17 protein-coding genes are annotated in these 21719 nt (G+C 72.2%); 5 read left to right on the plus strand and 12 right to left on the minus strand.

The window, feature by feature from the left end; translation table 11 throughout:
- Positions 1-110: 110 nt before the first annotated feature.
- Together metH and AWX74_RS20320 are read left to right on the plus strand one after the other, a co-directional pair.
- Entirely contained in the window at positions 111-3830 is a 3720-nt protein-coding gene (metH, locus tag AWX74_RS20315; protein ID WP_091279480.1) for a methionine synthase, read from the plus strand.
- A 132-nt stretch (positions 3831-3962) separates the two neighbouring features.
- The gene (locus AWX74_RS20320; RefSeq protein WP_242666332.1) at positions 3963-5753 is read left to right on the plus strand and encodes a non-homologous end-joining DNA ligase LigD; all 1791 of its coding nucleotides are present in this window, start codon (positions 3963-3965) and stop codon (positions 5751-5753) included.
- Positions 5754-5810: 57 nt separating this feature from the next.
- Here AWX74_RS20320 and AWX74_RS20325 read toward each other — a convergent pair whose 3' ends face one another.
- The 6 genes from AWX74_RS20325 to AWX74_RS20350 all read right to left on the minus strand — a co-directional run bounded on the left by AWX74_RS20325 (position 5811) and on the right by AWX74_RS20350 (position 11004).
- Positions 5811-6101 carry an EthD family reductase gene (locus AWX74_RS20325; RefSeq protein WP_091279222.1) on the minus strand — a complete coding sequence of 97 codons (291 nt, stop codon included), beginning with the start codon at positions 6099-6101 and terminating at the stop codon, positions 5811-5813.
- Positions 6046-7107 (minus strand): CYTH domain-containing protein, encoded by a 1062-nt coding sequence (locus AWX74_RS20330; protein ID WP_226931342.1) that lies wholly within the window; start codon positions 7105-7107, stop codon positions 6046-6048. Before AWX74_RS20330 ends, AWX74_RS20325 begins: the two co-directional genes overlap by 56 nt.
- Positions 7108-7249: 142 nt before the next feature.
- Positions 7250-7444 (minus strand): ferredoxin, encoded by a 195-nt coding sequence (locus AWX74_RS20335; RefSeq protein ID WP_035952675.1) that lies wholly within the window; start codon positions 7442-7444, stop codon positions 7250-7252.
- A 136-nt stretch (positions 7445-7580) separates the two neighbouring features.
- Positions 7581-8414, minus strand: a complete 834-nt coding sequence (locus tag AWX74_RS20340; RefSeq protein WP_091279226.1) for a TauD/TfdA dioxygenase family protein — start codon at positions 8412-8414, stop codon at positions 7581-7583.
- A 123-nt stretch (positions 8415-8537) separates the two neighbouring features.
- Positions 8538-9116: a carboxymuconolactone decarboxylase family protein gene (locus tag AWX74_RS20345; RefSeq protein ID WP_091279229.1), complete on the minus strand. Its 579-nt coding sequence runs from the start codon at positions 9114-9116 to the stop codon at positions 8538-8540.
- Positions 9117-10107: 991 nt separating this feature from the next.
- Positions 10108-11004 carry an NAD(P)-dependent oxidoreductase gene (locus tag AWX74_RS20350; protein ID WP_091279242.1) on the minus strand — a complete coding sequence of 299 codons (897 nt, stop codon included), beginning with the start codon at positions 11002-11004 and terminating at the stop codon, positions 10108-10110.
- 199 nt (positions 11005-11203) lie between these two features.
- Between AWX74_RS20350 and AWX74_RS20355 the strand changes: the two genes are divergently transcribed.
- Both AWX74_RS20355 and AWX74_RS20360 read left to right on the plus strand, forming a co-directional pair.
- Positions 11204-12019, plus strand: a complete 816-nt coding sequence (locus AWX74_RS20355; protein ID WP_226931341.1) for a TetR/AcrR family transcriptional regulator — start codon at positions 11204-11206, stop codon at positions 12017-12019.
- A 59-nt stretch (positions 12020-12078) separates the two neighbouring features.
- Complete coding sequence (locus AWX74_RS20360) at positions 12079-12840, plus strand: SDR family NAD(P)-dependent oxidoreductase (RefSeq protein WP_091279488.1); 762 nt, start codon at positions 12079-12081, stop codon at positions 12838-12840.
- Positions 12841-13005: 165 nt separating this feature from the next.
- Here the strand turns inward: AWX74_RS20360 and AWX74_RS20365 are convergent, their stop codons facing one another.
- From AWX74_RS20365 to AWX74_RS20375, 3 genes are all read right to left on the minus strand, one after another.
- Positions 13006-14304 (minus strand): acyl-CoA dehydrogenase family protein, encoded by a 1299-nt coding sequence (locus AWX74_RS20365; RefSeq protein ID WP_091279245.1) that lies wholly within the window; start codon positions 14302-14304, stop codon positions 13006-13008.
- A complete protein-coding gene (locus tag AWX74_RS20370) occupies positions 14301-15443 on the minus strand; it encodes an acyl-CoA dehydrogenase family protein (protein ID WP_091279248.1) in 1143 nt (380 codons plus the stop codon). Before AWX74_RS20370 ends, AWX74_RS20365 begins: the two co-directional genes overlap by 4 nt.
- A gap of 210 nt (positions 15444-15653) precedes the next feature.
- The gene (locus tag AWX74_RS20375; protein WP_242666333.1) at positions 15654-16655 is read right to left on the minus strand and encodes a TraB/TrbI/VirB10 family type IV secretion system protein; all 1002 of its coding nucleotides are present in this window, start codon (positions 16653-16655) and stop codon (positions 15654-15656) included.
- Positions 16656-16848: 193 nt separating this feature from the next.
- Here AWX74_RS20375 and AWX74_RS20380 point away from each other — a divergent pair, with 193 nt between their 5' ends.
- Positions 16849-17607, plus strand: coding sequence for an enoyl-CoA hydratase-related protein (locus AWX74_RS20380; protein ID WP_091279251.1), 759 nt, complete (start codon positions 16849-16851; stop codon positions 17605-17607).
- Between the two features lie 199 nt (positions 17608-17806).
- Here AWX74_RS20380 and AWX74_RS20385 read toward each other — a convergent pair whose 3' ends face one another.
- The 3 genes from AWX74_RS20385 to AWX74_RS20395 are packed head-to-tail and all read right to left on the minus strand — an operon-like array spanning position 17807 to position 21456.
- Positions 17807-19030 (minus strand): low temperature requirement protein A, encoded by a 1224-nt coding sequence (locus tag AWX74_RS20385; RefSeq protein ID WP_091279255.1) that lies wholly within the window; start codon positions 19028-19030, stop codon positions 17807-17809.
- Positions 19014-20633: a sensor histidine kinase gene (locus tag AWX74_RS20390; RefSeq protein ID WP_091279258.1), complete on the minus strand. Its 1620-nt coding sequence runs from the start codon at positions 20631-20633 to the stop codon at positions 19014-19016. The genes AWX74_RS20385 and AWX74_RS20390 overlap by 17 nt, the downstream gene beginning before the upstream one ends.
- Positions 20626-21456, minus strand: a complete 831-nt coding sequence (locus tag AWX74_RS20395) for a response regulator transcription factor (protein WP_091279261.1) — start codon at positions 21454-21456, stop codon at positions 20626-20628. The genes AWX74_RS20390 and AWX74_RS20395 overlap by 8 nt, the downstream gene beginning before the upstream one ends.
- Positions 21457-21719 lie beyond the last annotated feature (263 nt).

A 21719-nucleotide genomic window follows, 5' to 3' on the forward strand; every position in this document is an offset into this window, starting at 1 on the left:
TGTGTGTCTTGGCGGTATCCGGAACCCTCGACAACCTGGTGAGCGGTGCCAGCACGGATTCCCCCGGTACCGACCCCTCCGACACACCCGGCACACCCGGCGCACGTGCCATCACCGCGAGTGAGCGGGCGCTGCGGGAGCTGCTCGGGCAGCGGGTCGCCGTCCTCGACGGGGCCTGGGGCACGATGCTGCAGAACGCCGGCCTCACCCCCGCCGACTACCGCACCGAGCGGTTCGCGGACCATCCGAAGGACGTCACCGGCGACCCGGACCTGCTGAACCTGACCCGGCCGGACGTCATCCTCGACGTGCACCGGCAGTACCTGGCCGCGGGCGCGGACATCACGACCACGAACACGTTCACCGCCACCAGCATCGGGCAGGCCGACTACGGCCTGGAGTCGCTGGTGCGGGAGATGAACGTGCAGGGGGCGCGGCTGGCCCGGCAGGCCGCCGACGAGGCGGCGCAGAAGTCCGGTACCCGGCGGTTCGTCGCCGGGTCGATCGGGCCGCTGAACGTCACCCTGTCGCTGTCGCCGCGGGTGGAGGACCCGGCCTACCGTGCGGTGACCTTCGAGCAGGTGAAGGCCTCCTACGCCGAGCAGATCGCGGCGCTCGCCGAGGGCGGCGTCGACCTGCTCCTCATCGAGACGATCTTCGACACTCTGAACGCGAAGGCCGCGATCGCGGCGGCCCGTGAGGTCGCCCCGCAGCTGCCGCTGTGGATCTCGGTGACGATCGTCGACATGAGCGGGCGGACGCTGTCCGGCCAGACCGTCGAGGCGTTCTGGAGCTCGATCGCGCACGCCGAGCCGCTGGTCGTCGGGGTGAACTGCTCGCTCGGCGCCGAGGAGATGCGCCCGCACGTCGCCGACCTGGCCCGCCTCGCCGGCACGTTCACCGCCTGCCACCCGAACGCGGGCCTGCCGAACGCGTTCGGCGGCTACGACCAGACCCCGGAGGAAGCCGGCCGACTCATCGGCGGGTTCGCCACCGAAGGCCTGGTCAACGTGGTCGGCGGCTGCTGCGGGACGACCCCGCCGCACATCGCGCGGATCGCCGAGTCGGTGCGGGGCACCGCGCCGCGCGCGCTGCCGGAGCTGCCGGCGACAACCCGCTTCAGCGGCCTCGAGCCGTTCGAGATCGGCCCGGACACCGGCTTCGTCATGATCGGCGAGCGGACCAACGTGACCGGTTCGGCGCGGTTCCGCCGGCTGATCGAGGCCGACGACTACCAGGCCGCGATCGACGTGGCGCTGGAGCAGGTGCGCGGCGGGGCGAACCTGCTGGACGTCAACATGGACGCCGACCTGCTCGACAGCGAGCGGGCGATGACCACGTTCCTGAACCTGCTGGCGACGGAGCCCGAGGCCGCCCGCCTGCCCATCATGATCGACAGCTCGCGCTGGAGCGTGCTCGAGGCCGGGCTGCGCTGCGTGCAGGGCAAGGGCGTCGTCAACTCGATCAGCCTCAAGGAGGGCGAGGAGCCCTTCCTGGCGCAGGCGCGGCGCATCCGCGACTTCGGCGCCGGCGTGGTCGTGATGGCGTTCGACGAGCAGGGCCAGGCCGACACCACCGAGCGCAAGGTGGAGATCTGCGCCCGCGCCTACGACCTGCTCACGCAGAAGGTCGGCTTCCCGGCGACGGACATCATCTTCGACCCGAACGTGCTGGCGGTGGCCACCGGCATCGCCGAGCACAACGGCTACGCCAAGGCGTTCATCGACGCGCTGCCGCAGATCAAGCAGCGCTGCCCCGGGGTGCGCATCTCCGGCGGCATCTCGAACCTGTCGTTCTCCTTCCGCGGCAACGACGTCGTCCGCGAGGCGATGCACTCGGCGTTCCTGCTGCACGCGGTGCGCGCCGGGCTCGACATGGGCATCGTAAACGCCGGCCAGCTCGCGGTGTACGCGGACATCCCCGCCGACCTGCTGGAGCTGGTCGAGGACGTCCTGTTCGACCGCCGCGACGATGCCACCGACCGCCTCGTCGCGTTCGCCGAGACGGTGAGCGGCAGCGGCACGAAGCGCGTCGTGGACCTGTCCTGGCGCGAGGCTCCGGTCGCGCAGCGGCTCTCGCACGCGCTGGTGCACGGCATCGTCGACTTCATCGAGGCCGACACGGAGGAGGCCCGCGCGGTGGCGGCCCGCCCCCTCGACGTGATCGAGGGCCCGCTGATGGACGGGATGAAGATCGTCGGCGACCTGTTCGGCTCCGGCAAGATGTTCCTGCCGCAGGTGGTCAAGTCCGCCCGGGTGATGAAGCGTTCCGTCGCCTACCTGGAGCCGTTCATGGAGGCGGAGAAGCAGGCGCTGCTCGCCGCCGGCGGCTCCGTGGACGCCGACGCGGGCCGCCGCGGCAACGGCCGGGTGGTGATGGCGACCGTCAAGGGCGACGTCCACGACATCGGCAAGAACATCGTCGGCGTGGTGCTGGGCTGCAACAACTACGAGGTCATCGACCTGGGCGTGATGGTCCCGGCGAAGGTCATCCTCGACACGGCGGTGGCCGAGGGCGCGGACGCGATCGGCCTGTCCGGGCTGATCACCCCGTCGCTGGACGAGATGGTCGCGGTGGCCGCCGAGATGCAGCGCCGCGGGCTGAAGCTGCCGCTGCTGATCGGCGGTGCGACCACCTCACGCCAGCACACCGCGGTGCGCATCGCGCCCGCCTACGACGGCACGACCGTCCACGTGCTGGACGCCTCCCGGGTCGTCGGTGTGGTCTCCGACCTGCTGGACGACGACCGGGCCGCCGAGCTCGCCATCCGCAACCGCGCCGAGCAGCAGGAGCTGCGTGAGGCGCACGAGCGGCGCCAGCAGCAGCCACTGCTCACCCTCGCCCAGGCCCGGGCGAACCGTGAGCAGGTCTCGTTCGACGACCTGCCCGTGCCCGCGTTCACCGGGCTGCGGGTCGTGCGGCCGGGGCTCGCCGAACTGCGCGCGATGATCGACTGGCAGTTCTTCTTCCTCGCCTGGGAGGTCAAGGGCAAGTTCCCGGCGATCCTGGAGCAGCCGGTCGCCCGCGAGCTGTACGACGACGGGAACGCCCTGCTCGACCAGATCATCGCGGCCGGCAGCCTGCGGGCCGAGGGCGTGTACGGCTTCTGGCCGGCCGTCGCCGACGGCGACGACATCCTCGTCGACGTCCCCGCGGCCGGCACCGGCGCGTCGGGCACTGGCGCGGCCGGCACCGCCGCCACGGTCGAGCCGACCGTCTCGGCAACCGACGGCCGGCTTCGGCTGGCGATGCTGCGCCAGCAGACGGCCAAGCCGGCCGGTCGGCCCAACCGCAGCCTCGCCGACTACGTGGCTCCGGCCGGCGACCACCTCGGCGCGTTCGCGGTGGCCATCCACGGCGCGGATGCGCTGGCCGCCGAGTACGAGGCCCGCCAGGACGACTACCGGGCGATCATGGTGAAGGCGCTGGCCGACCGGCTGGCGGAGGCGTTCGCCGAGTACGTCCACCTCGAGGCCCGGCGGGCCTGGTTCGAGCCGGGCTCCGAGCCCGCGCTGGAGGACCTGCACGCCGAGCGGTTCCGCGGCATCCGGCCCGCGTTCGGCTACCCGGCGAGCCCGGACCACAGCGAGAAGCGGCCGCTGTTCGACCTGGTCGGCGCGGACCAGGTCGGCATGGGGCTGACCGAGTCTTTCGCGATGACCCCCGCCTCCGCCGTCAGCGGGATCATCTTCGCGAACCCGGCGGCGCGCTACTTCACCGTCGGGCGCATCGGCCGCGACCAGGTCGAGGACTACGCCACCCGGCGCGGCATGAGCATCGCCGAGGTCGAGAAGTGGCTGCGCCCCAACCTCGCGTACGACCCGCAGTAGTAGTCGGTCGTCGCACCACGCTGTCGCGGGTCGTTGCGCCTGGCCGCTGCCATGGTGTGGGATCCGCGGTGGCGGGGTGGTCCGGGTGCCGGGGGCGGCCCGCGCCGGGTCCCTCCGGTCGGGAGGCGCCAGGTGGGCAGGTCGTCCGGACCGAACGAGCGGTCCGGCGGATCCCGGCGATCGGGGCGCTCCGACGCGCCGGAGCCGCGGGAGCGCACGGAGTCCGCGGAGCAGGCGCCCGATCGGCTGGGACGCTACCGGCGCAGGAGGGACTTCCAGGCCACCCCGGAGCCCACGGGTGACGGTGCGGGCCCCGGCCCTGACGGCGCGGCACGCTTCGTCGTGCAGCGGCACCGTGCCCGCAGGCTGCACTACGACCTGCGGTTCGAGATGGGCGGGGTGCTTGCCAGCTGGGCGGTCCCCCGCGGCCCGACCCTGGATCCCGCGGTGCGGCGGATGGCCGTGCACGTCGAGGACCATCCCGTCGAGTACCTGGACTTCGAAGGGGTCATCCCGGCCGGGCAGTACGGCTCCGGCGATGTGATCGTGTGGGACATCGGCAGCTGGGTCCCGCACGGGACGGATGATCCGGTCGCGGCGGTCGCCGCGGGGGAACTGCACGCGGATGTGTTCGGCCGGAAGCTGCGGGGCCGGCTCGTGCTGATCCGTCAGCAGGAGCCGCGGTGGCTTCTGCTGCACAAGCGGGACGCACAGGCGGTGCCCGGCTGGAACCCGGAGCAGCATCCGCGGTCGGTGCTCAGCGGTCGCACCAATGACGAGGTCCGCGCCGTGCCCGACCGGGTCTGGCGGTCCGGCGTATCCGCGGCGCAGGCCACCGAGCGGACCCGCGCACCTGCACCCGGACGCGACGCCGACGATGCCGCCGACGCCGACGCCGACGCCGACGCCGACGCGACGGATTGTTCAGGGACGGCGGGCGGCGCCGGGGCCGGTGCGGCGGCGCCCGCGGTGCGCCCCCCGGGAGACGACGAGCTGCGGGCGCTCGACGAGCTGGGGGCGAACGGTGTCTGGGAGGTCTTCGGCCGGCCGCTGCGCCTCACCAATCTCGACAAGGTGCTGTTCCCGGCGGGAGCGGAACGGCCCGCGGCCACCAAACGGGACCTCGTGCGCTACGCGGCCCTTATCGCGCCGACCGTGCTGCCGTACCTCACCGGCCGGGCTCTGAACATGCACCGTTTCCCGAGCGGGGCGCAGGCTCCTGGTTTCTGGCACAAGCAGGTCCCGGCGCACGCGCCCGACTGGGTCACCCGCTGGCATCCCCCCGGGGCCACCGCCGGCCGGACCACCGAGCACCTGGTCGTGGACTCACCGGCGACGCTGGTCTGGGCGGCCAACTTCGGGGCGCTGGAATGGCACGCCTGGACGGCGCCGGTGACCGCCGTGGAGCAGCCGTCCTACGCGCTCATCGACCTGGACCCGGGAACGGGCACAGCCTGGGAGGACGTCCTGGTGCTGGCCCGGCTGCACCGCACAGCGCTCGCGCACCTCGCCGTGCGGGCCGGGGTCAAGGTCACCGGACGCCGGGGCCTGCAGATCTGGGTTCCCATCGCGCCCGGGCCGGGCTTCGACCAGACCCGGGACTGGGTCGAGCGGCTCTCCCGGGCGGTCGGCGCCGTCGTTCCCGAGCTGGTGAGCTGGAAGTGGGAGGTACGCGAGCGGGCCGGGCGCGCCCGGCTCGACTACACGCAGAACGCGCGGAACAAGACGCTGGTCGCCCCGTACAGCCCGCGCGCCGCCGCGGGTGCGCCGGTGTCGGCGCCGATCGACTGGGACGAGCTCGACGACCCGAAGCTTCGCCCCGACAGCTTCACGATCCGCACGGTACTGACTCGTCTCGCCGAGCGCGGCGACCCCTTCCGCGTCGTGCTCGACGGCGGTCAGCCGCTGCCACCGGTGGCCTGATTCCGCGAGCCCAGGCACAGGCGCAGGCGGCTGCGCCAGAACCTCAGCCCGGGTCGCTCAGTCCTCGCTCTCGATCTGGCTGATCTGCATGACCGGGGTGATCGTGGTGTAGTTCGACAGGTCGGAGGCGATCGCGGTGCTGTCGGCCTTCATCGCCGTGCTGAGGGCGTCCATCGAGTCGAAGCGGAAGTGCGCTGCCGCCACGTAGGGCCCGCGGATGCCCCGGTCGACCTCCACCTGGGTCAGCCCCCACATCCTGCAGGCCATCGGGATGTGCTTGTTCAGGTAGTAGTCATGGTCGAACGTCGCGCCCTCGGTCTTCGGGTACAGCACGCTGAGCCGGATCACGGCGATGGCCTCCTCGCTCGCGGCGCGCGCCGGATGCGTCGCCTTTTTCCCAGCTTCCCGCAGATCCCCCGATCGGCGCATCTTTCGTGGCAGACCGGGCCGGCCCGGCGGCCGCGAAGTAGTCCAGCGTGGCGCGCGTCTTGGTCTGCTGCGGGCCGGTGAGGTCCACCCCGTGCCGGCGCAGGACGTCGGCGGTGCGGGCGGCGACCCGCAGGGCCTCGGTAGGGGCGCAGCGGGTCGACAGCTCGACGATGCGGGAGCCGTCGGGGTAGGTCCACCGCTCGACGAGCAGGCGACGCCCCAGCCCGTCCGGGCGGATCTTGGCCCGGCGCACGTCCACCGGGCCGAACACCCGCAGCTGGTCGAGGTCGAGACCGGTGGGCAGGCGGGCGCTGAGCAGGCGCAGCTGCGGGCGGGTGAACAGGCGGTGCAGGCCCCGCCCCTGGGCCATCACCCGTTCGACGTCGTCGGCGCCGAGGCGGGCCCGCAGCGCGCCGGAGCAGACGTAGTAGCCGGGCATTCCATCGACCTCGACGACGAAGTCCTTCGATCGGCGCAGCCGCCGGGAGACGTCGCCGGGAACCATCGGACGCAGCTTGACCACCGCGTCGTCCGGGCCGCCGACGATGCTGCGGACCCGGGCGACCGCGCCGTTGCGGTGCAGGGCGCGGTCCGCGGTGTCGAGGTAGAAGACCCGCTGCCGACGGCCTCGGGTGAAGTCGACACCGAGCGCCGCGCAACAGCTGTCGTGGGCGTCCACCGGGACGACCAGCTTCAGCTCGACCCGGTCCACCTCGCTGGCGAGCTCCAGCAGCCGATCGAGCTCCTTGTCGGGCAGTTGCCAGAACCGCTGGGCGGCCAGCCGCCGCCGGGCCGACCGGGCTCCGCTCGCCGCCATGGACCCGCCCTGCGCCCGGCCGCGGGACGGACCACGCGACAGACCGGGCAGGCCGGACGCGCGGGACACCCGCAGCACGCGCAGAGCGCCGGAACGGTGAGGTTTCATCGTGAATGATCGTAGAGAAGCGGGCGGCAATTCACCCAGCAAAGGGGCTCATTTTTCTTCCAGCCTGGGCTTGACAGGAGGAAATACGTGCACGGGCGGACGTGCCGCCCGTGGTCCCTGTCAGCTCCGCCGCGGATCGGGCTCAGTCGTCGGCGAGGCTGATGGCCTGCTTCGGGCAGGCCGCGACAGCGGCCTTCAGGTCGGCGCGCAGGTCCTCGCCGGGCTCCTCGTCCAGGATCACCAGATAGTCGTTGTCGTCCAGCTCGAACACCGATGGCGCGATGCCCACGCACAGCGCGTTGCTCTCACACAGCTTGAAATCGACTACTACTCGCATGCTGACCTCCGTCAGACAGACAGTCCGGACCCGGATGACGCCCGCTGTCCCCCCGGCGCCGGCTTCCACCGCCGCCAGGGCGTCCGATGGACGCCATCCTCGTCATCCTTTCGCGCACCTGCTCGGTGTGCGGAGGTCAGGCTACGACCTCTTCGCCTACGAGGGTGGTTCGGTGCATCAGTCTGCGGGACGTGGCCGTGTACGGAATTGCCCGGTGCAGCATGCCGGTGTTGTCCCAGATGACCAGGTCACCCGGGCGCCAGTGGTGGCGCAGGACGAACCGGGGCTCCGTCGACCAGGCCAGCAGCCGGTCGAGCAGGGCCCTGCTCTCCTCCTCCGGCCAGCCGACGACGTGGCTGGCGGTGACCCCGACCAGCAGGGACTTGCGGCCGCTGCGGCGGGTCCAGACCAGCGGGTGCTCCCGGCTGGGCACCCGGGCCCACAGCGCCCGGGTCTTCTCCGACGCGTCCGGCTCGGCGAGGCGCTGGGAGGCCGCGAAGCTGTGCACGACGCGCAGCGTGGCGAACTGGGCCTTCTCCTCGTCGGTCAGGGCGTCGTAGGCGGCGTAGGTGTTCGCGAACTCGGTGTCGCCGCCCTCGTCGGAGACCTGGCGCGCGGTCAGCAGGGTGGCCTTCTGCGGCAGCTCGTCGTTCGCGCCGTCGATGTGCCAGAAGAACGTGCCCCTGCGGTACGCGGCGAGCACGCTCTCGGCCGGGTCAAGGGTGATCTTCGAGACCTCGGGAAGCCCGTCGATCCCGCCCGTGGGGGCGACCACGACGGTGCCGAGCAGGCGGCTGAAGGCGACCAGATCGGCGTCGTCGATGTTCAGCTCGCGGTAGACCACCACGCCGTGCTTCTCCAGCAGCGCCTGGCACTGGGCCGCCGCCACCGGATCGACGAGCTGGTGACCCGCCAGGCCGGCGACCTCGACGCCGACCTCGGGGCTGATCGCGGACACGGTCACGGCCATGGCAACTCCTACTCGGATCGTGCTGTCTGGATCGTCCGTGCGGTGCCGCCCCGGCCGGCGCCGGGGCGGCGGGGCGGCGGGCCCTTCGCGGCGATGGCTCGCGACGTGCTCATCGCGACGCGCTCAGTCGTGGCTCTCGTGGAGGTCGTCGTCGAGCGGCAGGTCGAACGAGCTCATCATCATCGCCAGCATGTCGTAGGTGCCGGTCGTGAAGATGATGTCGAGCAGCTGCTGGACGTCGAGCTTGCCGGCGAGGAACTCCCACGTCGTCGCGCTGATCCCGCCGTCAGTGATCAGCTCGTCGACGGCGCGGAGCAGCGCCGCGTCCAGCGGGTCCAGGAAGGGGGCGTCCGGGCCCCACGCGATACGCGCGATCTCGGCGTCGGTGAGGCCGAGATCGCGGGCCATGATCACATGCTGGGCCCACTCGTAGGCGACCTTGCGCACCGTCGCCACCCGCAGAACGATCATCTCCCGCTGGCGCAGCGTGAGCGTCGTGCCGCGCAGGATGTGGCCGTTGAACGTGAAGAACGCATGCGCCAGCTCGGGATGGTGGGCCATCGTTCCCAGCGTGTTCAGGGCCTTGGAGCGCCCCTCGGTGGGCAGCGGAGGATGCCGGGGCGCCGCCGGGGTCATCGCCGCGAGGGCCGCGCGCATCTCCTTCGGCCACTCCCGCAGGGGACGCGGTTCGATCCGTGCCATGTCGACGGCTCCTCTGCCCTCAAACCCAGAACATGCCCTTGAACCCAGCACACGCCCGACAACCAACCGTGATAGCCGTCACACCGGACGCCTTCACGCCATCATCCCCGAGCCCGGCCCCGGAGGCACGCGATTGATCGAGCCTGCCCGGCGGACCGACCGGAACCCTCGCGATCACATCCCGTTCGACCGGCCGCGATAACGAGGCCAAAAAATGCCTATCACCTGACGTTCGATCGGTCAAGAGCCTGTGGATTCAGACCTTCAGGCAGCTACCAGGGCGGACTCGAAGCACCCGCACTTGCCCCCCTACCATATACCTGGCGGACATCGTAGGGATACCAGCGAGAATCAAATATAGCGGGTTCGAGAATGTCCCATCCAGCACAACCGACCCTCCCTTGTGCCACGGCGTGAGCTGGGGGCCGGGTCAGGGCACCCCGTGGACCACAGACTCCGCCCTCGGTTACGGACAGCGCTCGCCATAGCTTCCTTCAGCAGTCACTGCAAGTCATGTTCTCTTTTTTGAGATTGTTGTTTGCGTTCATTGGCAAGGCGTCCGGCTGGTCGCCCCCGGCGGGGCAGACAGATCCCCCGCAGTGTTCCGGGATCGATTCGGGAGGAGTCCCGAGGACACTCTCCGAAGGCATCGCCAGCAGCCGCCAGTTTTATTCAGCGGCAGCCTTGGCCGACACTTCTCGGATTTCTTTATGTTTCATCGCCCAGGCCTCCCGGGAAAGCGCGAATCCGGCACGTCCGCCGTGGATGCCTAGCAGGCCCTGAGGGTTCCGGCCGTTCCGGAGCCCGTCGCAGAATCCCGAGTCTCGGGCTTTCCGGTGCCGCCGCCGCTCCCGAGCAAGAAGTGAGGATTATGGCTGCGACAGCAACCGAAATCCTCACTTCCTGCGGATTGCCAGCGACCCGCACCCCTTTTTGTCACTATTAGCGTGAATTGCTGGCGCTGCGCGGCGGCGCGGGATCCCCGGGAGGGTCAGCCGCCCCGGACGAAGGGGTAGATCCGGGTGAAGTCGGCCCCGGCCTCGGCGGCGGCGAACTGCTTCCACAGTCGCGCCGTGACCGGAGCGACCACCGGGGTGCGGCCGACCTCGCCGACGGCCTCCAGTTCGCCGACGGCCTCCAGGTACAGCGCCACGTCCTTGGCCATCAGCGTGTTGGCGAAGCCGGCGGCGTAGCGCCCGGTGAGCACGTGGTGGGGAAACTTGTCGCTGGTCGCCGTGTTCTGGCCACTGGCAGCGTTCAGGACTTCCAGCATGGTGGCCATGTCGAGCCCGGCCGCGGTGCCGAACGCGACAGCCTCGCTGGTGGCGATGAGCGCGGTGGCGGAGAGGAAGTTGTTCGCCAGCTTGAGCGCCTGGGCGAGCCCCGGCCGCGCGCCGACCCGCCGGCAGCGGTCACTCAGACCGGCGAGAACAGGCCCGACCGCCGCGCAGTCGTCATCCGAACCGGCGAACATCACCGCGATCGTGCGGGCGCGGGCCCCCGCGACACCACCCGACACCGGGGCGTCGACATAGCCGATGCCCGCGCCGGCCAGCAGTGCCGCCACCTGCCGTGCCGCCGCCACCCCGATCGTCGAGGTGTCCACGACCCGGGTGACCCGCCGGGGCGACCGCCCGGCGATCCGCTCGGCGACCTGGTGGCTGGCCGCGCCGTCGGGAAGGCTGAGCACCACGACCTCGGCCCGCCCGGCGACCTCGGCGACCCCGCCGGCGCCGGCGGCACCGGATGGCACCCGCTCCGGACCGGCCGGGTCGAACGCCACGACCTCGTGCCCCGCCGTGACCAGGTTCGCGGCCAGTGCCCCACCCATGCTGCCCAGGCCGACGAAGCCGACCACCGGCCGGCCACCCGAACCCGCGTCCGCCATCGCGCGTCCCTCCCGCCACTGTCTCCCGCGGCCCCAGCCCCGGCGCAGCCACAAGTACAAGTACACGTCTACGTATATTTGACGTTCATCACAGCAGAGGCTGAAGGGGACGGCAAGCGGCAGGAGCCTCGCAGGCCGTCGCGCCGGACGATCAGGGCAACGGCTTGACAATAAGTATACGCATCGGTGTACTTATCGTATGAGGTCGGAGGCCGAGGCCATCGAGGTCGGCACCAGCGGAGCGAGGCCCCGGCACGCGCGCACCACCCGGGCCGGCGCCGCCAGGGCCGACACCAGCGGTCCCGACAGCAGCGGTCCCGGCACCACCGGTCCCGACACCAGCGGTGCCGGGGCGGCGGGGCGGTCCCGCACCGGGCGGCCGACACCGACCGAGGCCGCCGAGATCACCGCACGCCTCCGTCGGGCGGCCGTCGAGATCTTCCTGCGGGACGGCTACGACCGGACCACGATGGAGGCGGTCGCCCAGGCCGCGGGGATCACCAAGCGCACCCTCTACGCCCGCTTCCCCGACAAGCGGACCCTGTTCCTCTCCGTGATCTCCTGGGCGCTCGCCCGGCACGAGAACGACCCGGTCGAGCTCGACACGGTGCCCGACGACCTGGCCGAGGGCCTGACGGTCATCGCCCGGTCGCTGCTGGCCCGGGCCGTCGACCCCGACCTCGTCGCACTACACCGGATGGCGATCGCCGAGGCGGCGCGGTTCCCCGAGTTCGCCGCACATTCCCGCACGCTCGCCTGGTCGCCGCGGCTGCAGGCGGTCATGAGCCTGCTGCGCCGGCACATCGAGCGGGGCACGATCGTCGTCGACGACGTCGAGATCGCCGCCGAGCAGTTCATCGCCCTCGTCAGCATGTCTCCGGCCTGGCTCGCCACGTTCGGCGTCACTCGGGATCCCGAGGTCAGCGAGCGGCACCTGCGCCACGCGGTCGCACTCTTCCTCAACGGAGTGCGCCGCCGGGGCGACGCCGGCCTCCCGGCGTCGCGGTCACGTTGACGCCTGACGCGCCGGCGGCTTTCCTCGCCGGCTACCACCCAGGAAAGGACGTGATCGAGATGGCCGGGAATCCTGCCGGCAAGGTCGCCGTCGTCACCGGTGCCGCCTCGGGGATCGGCCGCGCCTGCGCGGTACGCCTCGCCCGGGACGGCGCCCGGGTGGCGGTGCTCGACCTCAACGGCGGCGAGGCCGAGGGCGTCGCCGAGGAGATCCGGGCAGCCGGCGGGACGGCCCTGTCCGCCACGGTCGACGTCGCGGACCGCGCGAACATCGACCAGGCCCTGGCCGACGTCCGCGAGCGCCTCGGCCCGGTCGCCATCCTGGTCAACTCGGCCGGCAAGGAGGGCTTCAAGCGCTTCCTCGACATCACGATCGAGTCCTGGACGTCGATCCTGACCGTCAACCTGACCGGGACGTTCCACTGCTGCCAGGCCGTCGTCCCCGACATGGTCGAGGCCGGCTGGGGCCGGATCGTCAACATCTCCTCCTCCAGCGCCCACAGCGGCCAGCCGTACATGACCCACTACGTCGCCTCGAAGGCGGGCGTCATGGGCTTCACGAAGGCGCTCGCGCTGGAGCTCGGTCCGGCCGGCATCACCGTCAACACGATTCCGCCCGGGTTCATCGACACCCCGATGACCCGCCGTAACGAGGAGCGGGGCTTCTTCGGCTCGACGGTCGACGAGCTCGCGGCCCGCACACCGGTCCGCCGCGCGGGGCTGCCGGAGGACATCGCCGCGGCCTGCTCGTTCCTCGTCTCCGAGGAGGCCGGCTACATCACCGGCCAGGTCATCGGTGTCAACGGCGGCCGCAACACCTGAGCCGGCCGGCGGGGCCGCCGACCACGCCGACGACCACGCCACCGTCAGCAGGCGGCTGGCCGGGAGGATTGATTGTGGTCGGCTGACCTGGCCGAGCGGAACGAGCGCGGGCCCCGTCCGGAACGTCCCGGACGGGGCCCGCGTCGCTGTACAGGTGCGCGCCGGTCAGCGGCGGCTGGAACCGCCCCGCGGGACGTCGCGGAACGCGACCCCGCGGTCCAGCGCCTGCTCCCGCGGCATGCCGAGCACCCGCTCGGACACGACGTTGCGGGCCATCTCGGTGGTGCCACCACCGATGCAGCTCACCTGCCGCAGCAGGTAGTCGTTGCCGCACTCGGCGGTCGCGCCGTCGGCGTCCTCCCAGGCCGCGCCCGTGCCGCCGGCGATCTCGAAGGCCAGCGTCGTCGTCCGCGCGGCGACCACACCGGTGAACAGCCGCCCGACGGCCGCCGACTGGTCCGGGATCCGGCCGGAGCGCAGGCCGGCGGCGACCCGCTCCTGCAGGGCGTGGGTGACGACGTCGAGGGTGCGGCCCTCGCCGATGAGGTCCCGGGCCAGCGGGTCGTCGAGGCGGCCCGCGTCGCGGGCGATCTCGACGAGGTGGGCGGCGCGGATGCTGCCGCGCGCCCCGCCCTTGGGAATGGTGACCAGGGGCGAGTTGTGCAGCATGCGCTCGTGGAACATCCACCGGGTGCCGACGGTCCAGCCGTCGTCGATGTTGCCGACCCGGTCGGAGTCCGGCACCCGCACATCGGTGATGAACTCCTGGCAGAACTCCTTGTTGCCGTTGAGCATCTCGATGCGGTTCACCTCGATGCCGTCCTGGTGGATCGGCAGGATGAAGACCGTCAGACCACGGTGCTTCGGCACGTCCCAGTTCGTGCGGGCCAGCACCAGGCCCCAGTCGGACCACCAGGCACCGGTCGTCCAGATCTTGGAGCCGTTGAGGATCCAGTCGTCACCGTCCCGGACCGCCGTGGTCAGCGCCGCGGCGACATCCGAGCCCGCGCTCGGCTCGGACAGGAACTGCATCCACAGCTCCTCGCCCCGCAGGATCGCCGGGATGTGGCGGCGCTTCTGCTCCTCGGTGCCGAAGTCCAGCAGCACCGCGGCGCACGGCGAGAAGGTCGGCGCCTGGATCTCCGACGGGTACTCGTACCCGGAGATCTCCTCGCTGAAGGCGGCCTGGTGCTCGGGGGTGAGGCCCTGCCCGCCGTACTCCTTGGGGAAGCAGATGCCGGCGAAACCCGCGTCGAAGAACATCCGCTGGATCTCGCGCTGGCGGGCGATGGAGGCGAGCTCCTCCTCGTCGCTGTGGCTGGCCCGCATCACGCCGACCAGGGCGTCCGATGCGAGCGGCGCCAGGTTCGAGCGGATCCAGTTCCGCGCCCGGAGCCGGAAGCTCTCGACGTCCTCGATGTCGCTCGCCGTCGCGGCGCTGCCGCCTGTCGCGCCCGTGCTCATGCTGACCTCTCCTTGAGGTGCTCGACCACACCGGCGATGCGCTGCCGGTGCTCGGCCGGTGTTCCGAACAGTGCCCGGTCAAGCACGACCCGGCGCAGGTAGAGGTGTAGGTCGTGCTCGAAGGTCACACCGATACCACCGTGCATCTGGACGCAGTCCTGAAGCAGCTCGGACCCGTAGTCACCGATGAACGCCTTGGCGATGCTGACCAGCTCGGCCGCGTCGGGCGACTGGGCGTCCACCGCGGCGGCCGCCTTGTCGCTGATGGCGTGCGCCGCCTCCAGCCATGACTTCATGTCCGCGAAGCGGTGCTTGAGCTCCTGGTAGGAGGCCAGCGGCCGACCGAACGAGTAGCGCTCGAAAGCCCACTGGACGGTCAGGTCGAACGCGGTCTGCATCGCGCCGACGCTCTCCGCGGTCAGGATCACCAGCGCGATCTGGAGCTGGCGCTCCACCTGCTCCGCGGCACCGCCCAGCTCACCGACGACGGCGCTGCGCGGCACCCGCACACCGTCGAACCGCACCGTCGAGAAGCGCCGGGTCAGGTCGACCGTCTTCAGGGGCGTGATCGTGATCCCGGGTGCGTCGGTCGGGACCAGCACCTGGGTGAGGCCCTCCTCGGCGCGCCCGGTGACCAGCAGGTACCCGGCCTGGGCGGCCGACTCGACCGGCCGCTTCACCCCGTCGAGGACGATCTCGTCGCCGTCGACCCGGCAGGTCAGCGTGATCGTGCCCAGCCGGTCGTTCGGCGCGGGCTCCGCGTGCGCCCACGACGCGATGGTCTCCCCGGCCAGCAGCCCCTCCAGGACCGCCAGGTGCGCCTCGCCGCCGGCCGCGCTCAGCGCCGCGGCGACGACGTTCGCCGACGCCAGCGGGCCCGGGGCCGACCGCACGCCGAACTCGTAGGCGGCGATCGTCAGGTCGACCAGGGGCGACCCGCTGATCGACCCACCGCCGTGTTCCTCCGACACCAGCAGGGACGTCCAGCCGAGCTCCGCCCCGGCCTGCCAGTAGCCCGCGTCGAAGCCGGCGGGGTCGTCACGAAGCGCCCTGATCCGGTCGACCGGGACGCGGTCGGTCAGATACCGGGCCGTCGCCTCCCGCAGGACTTCCTGATCAGCGTCCAACTCCAGCAGCACAGTCTGATACCTCCAACTTGCTCGAGCCCTCACGCGACATCCAGGTCCGCAGGAGGTGACAAAAACTTATAGGCGTATTTGACCGGCGTTCAACCCTTGCCGCGACATCGGACGCCCGGACCCGGAGCGGACCCCCCAGCAGCAGCGATACTGGCCTGCGCCGGGTGTCGCCAGCAGCCGACCAGCCCCGCAACTGGGACACCGGTCAGCTCACCCGTCAGCCGTTCCGGCGGCAGCCTCGCCAGCGCTCCCGGCGGCGGCCTCGGCGGCTGTCCCGGTGGCGCTCTCGGCGGCTGTCCCGGTGGCGCTCTCGGCGGCTGTCCCGGTGGCGCTTCCGGCGGCTTTCCCGGTGGCGGCCTCGTCGTCCGCGCCGATCTCGAAGTCGTACTCCAGTGGGACGATCGACCGGTACGGCAGGAAGGCGAGCTCCTCGTACGCCCCGCGGTGGGCCGGGTACCGGCCGACGGCCCGCCAGTACACCCTGGCCCGGTCGATCCGCTCCATCACGGCCGCGGGATCGTCCTCACACAGCAGCAGGTGCAACACCAGGTCGGAGGCGTCGAAGGCGTCGGAGGCGCCCCGCTCCTGTGCCGACGGCCCCTGGCCCGGATCGACCCCCGGCGCGGCGCCCGAATCAGCCTCCGGACGAGCCACGTCGTCAGCCCAGCCCAGCCGGACCGCGGCGAGCACGCCGGGCACCGCGGCCAGGTCGGGCAGGTGCACCCGCTCCCACCAGTCCACCGCCTCGCCCAGCCGGTCGGCCGACGGCGCCCGCCCCAGCGCCACGATCACCCCACGGTGGGCCAGGTACGGCACGGCCACCGGACGGACCAGGCAGCCGGGGCGGGTCCACGCCGAGGTGACCCGCCACCGCGAGTTGTGCCGCGCCCGGCCAGGCCGCCAGAAACGCCCGGAACGCAGGATCGTCCGGTCCAGCGCGAGCCAGCCCTCGCGGGCCTGCTCCCCGCACATGTCGAGCGGCCCGCCGAACCAGTAGGTGGTCAGGTACGGCGGATGCCCGCCGAGCAGGTCCGAGCGGATGATCCCCGGCGCGGCGCGCAGGTCGCGAGCAGCCACGTAGCGGCGGCCGGCCAGCACATCCGGTTTGGCGAGGTGCTCGGGCATGTGATCGAGGTCGTACCAGCGGTTGTACTCCGCGGTGAACTCCGCCGGGATCTCCAGCAGCGCGAGCATCATTCCGGTGATCTCCACACCAGCCCCTTCCAGTCGCCCGTTTCACCCTGGCACCCGGCGACCGCACGGGCTCGGGACGCCACCGGTCGCCGGTGTTTGGACCTGTTGACCCTCGGTGTGCTGGTGTGGGTCAATGCGGCATCGGCACCGAATTTCGGGGGCCGTCGATCACGGTTTGCATCCGTCCGCCTGCTTCCGGCGAAGGAGACCGATGCGTCCCGAGCATGTTGGGTACGACGTCGTCGACGATCACATCGGTGTCATCACGTTCCGTCGACCCCGCGCCGTCGAGGAGCACGGCGCCCGCGGCGCCCATCACGCGCAGCTCCTGCGCGAACTGGACGACGCCTGGCAGACCGCCGCGGCGGACAGTCGGGCCCGGGTCATCGTGCTGAGATCAACCGGCCCGAACTTCTTCGCCGGGCCGGGCGGCTCCGGCGACCGCACGGGAGCCGGCACCGTCCGGCCCGGAACCGGAACCGGTGCAGGTTCCGGCGACAGCGGCACCGGCACCGGCACCGGCAGCACGGTGGGTGCCGCGGCCGGTGCGTGCGGTGGTGACCACGACTGGGAGGTCCGCCAGCAGCTCCACTACGCCCAGGTCTGGCGCGACATCCCGAAGCCCGCGGTCGCGGCGGTCCAGGGCCGGTGCATGGCCGGCGGGGTGTTGCTCTGCTCCCCCTGCGACCTGGTCGTCGCCGCCGACGACGCCGAGTTCGCCCGTCCCGTGACCGGCACGGGCGGCGGCCCGGCCACGGCAGACGGCGCGGCACAGGTAGGCGACCCGGTCACGGCAGGCGGCCCGACTTCGGTGGGCGCTCCGGCCGGGGCCGGCAGCTCGGCTTCGGCATGCGCCATCCTGACCGCCGCGCAGGCTCAGGACCTCGGCCTCGTCACCACGGTCGTGCCGCTCGCCGCGCTGCATCGCACGGCCCTCGCGCTGGCCCGCGACCTGGGCGCGAGCCGGTGACCATCCAGCCGTAGCCACCCGACGAACGCCGCTGGACGCCTGAGCGTGATGGCCAGGGAGGCTCGCACCGCCACGCAAAACCGGTAGTTCATACCAAAAGGCCCGCAGACTCGCCAGGCGACCCGCAAGAACGAAGGATTTTAGTCGTCGGAACAACCAAAATTCTTCGCTCTTGCGACTCGCCAAACCTCCGCTGGCCTCAGGCGGCGCGGGCCTGGCGGTCGTCCAGGATCACCACCAGCGTGACCAGCGCCCACACCGGCAGCGCCGCCAGGACCGCGAACCAGGGCAGTGGCAGCCCGGCCGCGGCCGCGGCGGCGATGGCGGCCAGTGCGCCGCAGGCGACGATGACGACACCGAGGCCGGTGATCGGGAACGCGTGCAACGGGGCGTGCAACACCCACACCAGCAGCAGGAACGCGATGACCGGCAGCGCGATCGCGAACCCGACGACACCGTCGGACACCTTGATGTGGTGGACGAGCGTCTCCGCCGCCACCTCCAGACCGGCACCCAGCGCGGCCAGCGCGGCGAAGACACCGTAATGGCCGTAACCCCAGCCGAACGCCCGCTCCGGGTGGCGGGCCAGCCCGTGCCCGGCGGGGGCCGCGAAGTACAGCCACCAGCATCCGAAGAGCAGCAGCAGCCCGCCGGCACCGAGCAGGACGGTGTCGGTGGTCGCGCCCGCCTCGACGGCCGGCGCGAGCGCCCGGGACGCGGCCAGCACGCTCTCCCCGAGCACGATGATGACGAACAGCCCGTAACGCTCGGCGATGTGATGGGGATGCCAGGACGTCCGGGCCGCGCGCTCGGCCCACGGCGGGACGGCCAGCTCCAGCGGCACGAGTACGAAGAACGCGATCAGCCCGGCGGTGTCCGGCAGCGCGAGCCGGGCGAGCCAGCCGGCCTGGATCACGGCGGTGCCCAGCGCGTAGCGGTACGCGGTCGCCCGGCTGGCCCGATCGCCCCGACCGGCACGCACCCACTGCGTGACCATCGCGACCCTCATGATCACGTAGCCGACGGTGACGGCGGTGTAGTCGGTGTCGTCGAAGGCGGCCGGCACGCCCGCCGCGAGCACCAGCACCCCGGCCATCTGCAGCAGGGTCAGCAGCCGGTACGGGACGTCGTCGCTGTCATAGGCGGAGGCGAACCAGGTGAAGTTCATCCAGGCCCACCAGATGGCGAAGAAGACCATCACGAAACCGACGACACCGTGGCCCAGGTGGTCGTCGGCCACGGCATGCCCGAGCTCCGCCGCGGCGGCGGCGATGGCCACCACGAAGGTCAGGTCGAACAGCAGCTCCAGCGGGGTGGAGGCCCGGTGCGGCTCCACGGCGGAACGCGCACCCATCGGCAGCCGCCACCGGCGCCCGGCGGCCGGGCTCGCCGGTTCACTCGCCGGTTCAACGGTCTCCGGCATACACGCCCCCTTCGTGGTCGGTCGCTGTGGCATCGTCGCCTACCGGCAGCGAGACACCGAAGGCGGCGCCGCCCTCCGGGGCGTGGCCGGCGAAGGGGGTGCCGCCGAGCCGGCGGGTCAGGCCGGCGACCAGCGCGAGACCCACCCCGGTCGAGACCGGCCGCCGGCCGCGGTAGCGCTCGAACAGCGCCGAACGCTCGAAGGCGACGGCGAGGTCGTCGTCGGTGAGGCCGGGACCACCGTCACGGACCTCGATCACGGCGGTGACCGGGGCGGCGACCGGGTCCGCGCGCAGCGCGATCACCACCGGCTGGCCGGCCGGCACGACCCGCAGGGCGTTCTCGGCCAGGCCGTCCACGATCTGACGGAACCGCATCGGATCAGTGCGGGCGGGCACCGGTACGCCCGGCAGCTCGACCTCGAGACGGACACCGGCAGCCGCGCAGCGGGGGCGCCAGACCGCGGCCGCCTCGGAAACCAGCGCCCGCAGGTCGACCTCGGCGAGATCGACGCGGAAGTCGTCGGCGCCGAGGCGGGCCAGGTCGAGCAGGTCGCTGACCAGCCGGTCCAGGCGCTGGGCCTCGCCGAGAATGATGCGCCCGGTGCTGGCGACGTCGGCCGGTTCGGTCACGGCGTCCGCGAGGGCCTCGGCGAAGCCCCGCACCGCGGTCAGCGGTGTGCGCAGCTCATGCGAGACGGACAGCAGGAACCTGCGCTGGCGGTCCTCGCTCTCGGCGAGCGCGGCGGCGAGACCGTCGAGCGCCGCGCCGACGTCCGCGACCTCCGCCGGCCCGGAACGGATGGTCACCGGCTCCGCGGCCACCCGCTCCGTACGGCCCGACCGCCGCAGACCTCCCAACCGTTCCAGACCTCCCAACCTCGCCGGTTCCAGACCTCCCAACCTCGCCGGACGGCCCGCCCGAGCCGGTGCCGCATGCTCCGAGGCCATGTGCTCCGGGCGCACGGCGGACCGCGGGTCACGGTCTCGGCGCCCCGCGGCGAGCTGGTCGGCCACCTCGGCGAGGCGCCGCAGCGGCCGGGCGAGCCGGCGGGCGAGCAGCAGCCCGACGGCCGTCGCCGCGGCGAGCCCGCCGGCCAGCGCGATCCCGAACCTCCGCAGCATCGCGCCGGCCAGCTCACCGTTCTCGGCCGCGGGCTGCACCAGCGCGATGGCCCCGCCGCCGTCGAGCGGCCTGGCCGCCACGATCACCCGCCGGCCACCGACCGTGCGCGCCGCGCCGACGTCCTGCCCGGCGCCGATCCTGGTGAGGACCTCCGTGGGCAGTTCGAGGCCGTGGCCGGACCCGGGACCCTGGCGGGTGATCGGGCGGCCGTCGGGGGTGACCCGCACGAAGGTCACCCGCTGGGCCGCGATCGTCCGGGCCACCCCGGCTCTCAGGTCCGCCGTGGCGTTCGGCCGGGCGAACAGGGTCGCGACGACGTCCGCCTGCCGGCCGAGCGCGCGGCGGGCCTCGTCGTCCGCGGCGCCCCCGACCAGACCGGCGAAGATCGTTCCGGTGAGCACCACCGCCAGCACCGCGACGGCGGTGGTCGCCAACGCGATGCGCGCGGCGAGGCCGACGGGCCGCCGGCCGTCACGCATCGGCGGTGTAGCCGACGCCGCGGACGGTGCGCAGGGGGCTCGCCGGGCCGAGTTTCGCGCGCAGCTGCGCCACATGGACGTCGACGGTCCGGCTGCCGGCCGCCGCCTGGTAGCCCCAGACCTCCGCCAGCAGGCGGTCCCGGGTGTGCACCAGGCCGGGCCGGCGCATCAGCACCGCCAACAGGTCGAACTCGGTGGCGGTCAGGTTCACCTCCCGGTCGCCGGCCGTCACCCGGCGGCGGTCCACATCCAGCCGGACCTCGCCGGCACGCAGCAGGCGGCCCGGTTCGGAGCCGGAGATCGAGTCCGAGATCCGGTCCGGGCTCGTCCTCGAGTCCGGGGCCCTCCTCGAGTCCGGGGCCATCCTCGGTTCCGGGGCCGTGCCGGGCGCTGGCGCGTCCCGCGCCGACGCGGCTCTGGCCGCGGCCGCCGGGCCGGACGTCCGCCGCAGGACGGCCCGCAGGCGCGCGACGAGCTCCCGCGGGGAGAACGGCTTGGTCAGGTAGTCGTCGGCACCGAGCTCGAGCCCGACGACGAGATCCACCTCCTCGTCCCGGGCGGTCACCATCAGCACCGGAACCCAGTCGCCCTCGGCGCGCAGGGTGCGCAGCAGCTCGCGGCCGTCCAGGCCGGGCAGGCGGACGTCCAGGATCACGGCGGCGGGCGCGAGGGCGCGCGCGGCGGCGAGGCCGGTAGGGCCGTCGGTGCTGATCTGGACCTCGAAACCCTCCCGGGCGAGGTACATGCGGATGAGCGCGGCGATGTGCGCCTCGTCCTCGATCACGAGGATCAGGTCGGCGCGGTCGTCCCTGTCCGCGGGCACGCGGGTATCCACCGGTCTGAGTGTGCTTGCCGCGGTCGGCCGCGCCGGCACCGGCTGCGCTCGCCTACCTGTATCGACCTCGCGATCCGTGCCCGCCCGCCACGCGGCGACCCACCGGGGATCCCGCGCCCCCGCACAGCGCCAGCAATTCATGCTATTAGCCGCAAATAGGACGGATAGTCGTTTGACAATCCGCAAGAAGGAAGGATTTTGGTCGTTGTAGCAGCCAAAATCCTTCCTCCTTGCTCAGCGGATGCGGCGGA

It is taken from the genome of Parafrankia irregularis, from assembly GCF_001536285.1.
In the GTDB taxonomy this organism is placed as follows: Bacteria; Actinomycetota; Actinomycetes; order Frankiales; family Frankiaceae; genus Parafrankia; species Parafrankia irregularis.

Excerpts from the sequence above, each read along its gene's own strand:
- AWX74_RS20350 (WP_091279242.1), bottom strand. The coding sequence starts at position 11,004 with ATGGCGGACGCGGGTTCGGGTGGCCGGCCGGTGGTCGGCTTCGTCGGC.
- AWX74_RS20330 (WP_226931342.1), bottom strand. The coding sequence starts at position 7,107 with ATGAAACCTCACCGTTCCGGCGCTCTGCGCGTGCTGCGGGTGTCCCGC.
- AWX74_RS20380 (WP_091279251.1), top strand. The coding sequence starts at position 16,849 with ATGCGTCCCGAGCATGTTGGGTACGACGTCGTCGACGATCACATCGGT.
- AWX74_RS20335 (WP_035952675.1), bottom strand. The coding sequence starts at position 7,444 with ATGCGAGTAGTAGTCGATTTCAAGCTGTGTGAGAGCAACGCGCTGTGC.
- AWX74_RS20360 (WP_091279488.1), top strand. The coding sequence starts at position 12,079 with ATGGCCGGGAATCCTGCCGGCAAGGTCGCCGTCGTCACCGGTGCCGCC.
- AWX74_RS20355 (WP_226931341.1), top strand. The coding sequence starts at position 11,204 with ATGAGGTCGGAGGCCGAGGCCATCGAGGTCGGCACCAGCGGAGCGAGG.
- AWX74_RS20345 (WP_091279229.1), bottom strand. The coding sequence starts at position 9,116 with ATGGCACGGATCGAACCGCGTCCCCTGCGGGAGTGGCCGAAGGAGATG.
- AWX74_RS20365 (WP_091279245.1), bottom strand. The coding sequence starts at position 14,304 with ATGAGCACGGGCGCGACAGGCGGCAGCGCCGCGACGGCGAGCGACATC.
- AWX74_RS20390 (WP_091279258.1), bottom strand. The coding sequence starts at position 20,633 with ATGCGTGACGGCCGGCGGCCCGTCGGCCTCGCCGCGCGCATCGCGTTG.
- AWX74_RS20340 (WP_091279226.1), bottom strand. The coding sequence starts at position 8,414 with ATGGCCGTGACCGTGTCCGCGATCAGCCCCGAGGTCGGCGTCGAGGTC.
- AWX74_RS20385 (WP_091279255.1), bottom strand. The coding sequence starts at position 19,030 with ATGCCGGAGACCGTTGAACCGGCGAGTGAACCGGCGAGCCCGGCCGCC.